The sequence below is a fragment of the Siccirubricoccus deserti genome, from assembly GCF_014283215.1.
Taxonomy (GTDB): domain Bacteria; phylum Pseudomonadota; class Alphaproteobacteria; order Acetobacterales; family Acetobacteraceae; genus Siccirubricoccus; species Siccirubricoccus deserti.
Genome location: NZ_JACOMF010000177.1, coordinates 1 through 2500, shown reverse-complemented (window position 1 = coordinate 2500; position 2500 = coordinate 1). Strand labels below are relative to the sequence as shown.

Here is a 2500-nt window from a genome sequence, read left to right as displayed (position 1 = left end):
TCGCTGCCATGGCCTACAATCTCCGGCGCACGGCTACCCTCCTGCACGCCGTGGCCGCCTGATGCAGGAGGAATCTGCCTGCATCGCGCCCGGCGCTCCGATGAAGGGCGAAATCGGCGCGCATCATCAAGCTCAGAGCTTGCAGAAGCCCGTGCCGCTGGAGCATGCGTGCCATTCGGCGCATCCGCGCACAGGTCTCATGAGGGTCAATCTTGCACCGCCGGGCAAGGCTTCGGTGATCGCCCTCGCCACCACAATGATGGAGCGCCGTGCGCGGGACGGGTTGCTGCGGCCTACCATGATGCAAGAGGCGAACTGGCTGGCAGGCTGGCTCAGGTAGCGCCGTCCTACGATGTTCCAGGCGAAAAGAGACTGCAGAACAAGCTTGGTGGCCTCTATAGGGAGATGAAGGCGAAGTACCCGGCGGCGACGGTAGGCAATGGGCAGACCGAAGACAGGTGATGCCTGAGCCTTGCGAAAGCGCAGAGTCGTCGCACGCTGAAGACAGCCGGCGTGGATCAGCCTCACCCGACAGCCCCTGACGGCCTCAAGTGAACAGCGGTGTCTGGCGGTGGAGCATCTTAACATGCGCCGAACGTAGAGGGGTATGGATTCCCGATCCACAGTCCCGATTTCCTGACACCAGTATTTAGATCGGGAGTGTGGATCGGGAATAAGATCTGGACCTAATAACTCCGCAGAAGATCGCCAAGGGCGTGTGCTGATGGAGTTCGCCGGATGAGTTATGCTCAATCTATATCAGACTGCATCGACCAGAATGATTTGGCAGACTGCTGGAGGATTAACCCAAAAACGCTGGAACGCTGGCGCTGACTTAAGTGTCAACGGCGGAGGAATATTGGAGCGCCCGGCGGAGTAAAATGGGGGCAGCTGGTGGGTTTGCCGCTTGGGCCTGATGGAGGCTATTCGGGTGTGAGCGGCTTGGGATGGGGCGATGCATCGGTGGTCCGCTTGCGCCTTTTGCTCTGCGCCAGGCGGTAACTCTCGCCGTTCATCTCGAGGATGTGGACGTGGTGGGTGAGGCGGTCGAGCAGGGCGCCGGTAAGCCGCTCGCTGCCGAGGATCTCGGTCCATTCATCGAATGGCAGATTGCTGGTCACCAGCGTGGAGCCGCGCTCGTAGCGCTGGCTGAATACCTCGAACAGCAACTCCGCCCCGCTCTTCGAGAGCGGCACAAAGCCAAGTTCGTCGATGATCAGCAGCTTGTAGCCGGCCAGCTGTTTCTGCAGGCGCAGCAGCCGCCTCTCGTCCCGTGCCTCCAGGAGCTCGTGGACCAAGGCGGCGGCGGTCATGAACCCTACCGACGTGCCGCGCTGGCAGGCGGCCAGGCCGAGCCCGAGCGCCACATGGGTCTTGCCGGTACCGCTGTTGCCGAGCGCGATCACGTTCTCCCGCCGGCTGATGTAGTCGCCGCGCGCCAGGTCGAGGACCAGCGTCTTGTTCAGCGACGGAATGGCCAGGAAGTCGAAGCTATCGAGGCTCTTCACCGTAGGGAAATGCGCCTCACGGATCCGGCGCTCCACCATCCGCCCCTCTCGCTCGATCAGCTCCAGCTCGGCCAGACGCAGGAGATAGCGGAGATGATCGGCGCCTTCCGTCGCGCACTGCCGCGCCAGCTTGTCGTGTTCGCGCAGGAAAGTCGGCAGCTTGAGCGCCTTGAGGTGATGGGCGAGCAGAACCTGCGGCGCGTCGCTCATGGCCGGTCCCCGCTCAGCAACGCCAGGTAAGCCCGAGCCGAGGTGGTCGTCACCTGTGCGCGGGGCAGATAGGGATAGACCTCGAGGTCCAGCCGTGGCGGCCGACGCTCAACCCGGCACAGCACCAGGTGCTTGACAGCATCAAAGCCGATGGCGCCCAATCGCAGCGCCTCAGCGACCCCCGCCTGCACCTCCTCGAGGCTGAACACCTCCAGCAGCCGCAGCACCTGGACCCATTCCCGTCGCCCCGCTTTGCCCAGCCGCGCCTCCAGCAATCGGCGGAGCACCAGGAAGGCATCGGGCTGAAGTGGTCCCCATCGGTCGGACAGTTTGGCGGCCTGGATAAGCTCGGTCCTGGTTGTCGTCAGGCCGCCAATTTGGCCATCTCGTCCGCCCCATAGGTCTCGTTGGGGGTCTGCCCGGCCAGCGCGCTATGTGGGCGTCCGGCATTGTAGTAGCCGATCCACTTCGACAACCCGGCCCGCAACTCCGAGCCGGTCTCGAAGGCGTGCAGGTAGACGCACTCGTACTTCAGGCTGCGCCATAGTCGTTCGATGAAGACATTGTCCATCCAGCGGCCACGGCCGTCCATCGAGATGCGCACTCCGGCCTGCTGCAGCACGCCGGTGAACCGCGGCGAGGTGAACTGGCTGCCCTGGTCGGTATTGAAAATCCCCGGTCGCCCGAACCGCCCCAAGGCCTCCTCCAGCACCTCGAGGCAGAACTCCACCTCCATGGTGTTCGACACCCGCCAGGCCAGCACCTTCCGCGTCGCCCAGTCC

The 2500-nt window shown here is 63.7% G+C and carries 3 protein-coding genes and 1 pseudogene; 1 reads left to right on the top strand and 3 read right to left on the bottom strand.

Annotated elements, in window-relative coordinates; all coding sequences use genetic code 11:
- Positions 1-340: hypothetical protein (locus tag H7965_RS29510; protein ID WP_222440890.1), on the top strand; the 340-nt coding region annotated here is incomplete at its 5' end.
- Positions 341-923: 583 nt separating this feature from the next.
- On the opposite strand, the gene istB is transcribed toward H7965_RS29510, so the two are convergent.
- The 3 genes and pseudogenes from istB to H7965_RS29495 form a co-directional block, all read right to left on the bottom strand.
- Entirely contained in the window at positions 924-1718 is a 795-nt protein-coding gene (istB, locus tag H7965_RS29505; protein ID WP_186774046.1) for an IS21-like element helper ATPase IstB, read from the bottom strand.
- A pseudogene (locus tag H7965_RS29500) lies at positions 1715-2041 on the bottom strand (IS21 family transposase); the annotation flags it as partial. The pseudogene H7965_RS29500 and the gene istB, both read right to left, overlap by 4 nt.
- A gap of 41 nt (positions 2042-2082) precedes the next feature.
- A partial coding sequence (locus tag H7965_RS29495) for an integrase core domain-containing protein (protein ID WP_186773160.1) occupies positions 2083-2500 on the bottom strand: 418 nt, incomplete at its 5' end.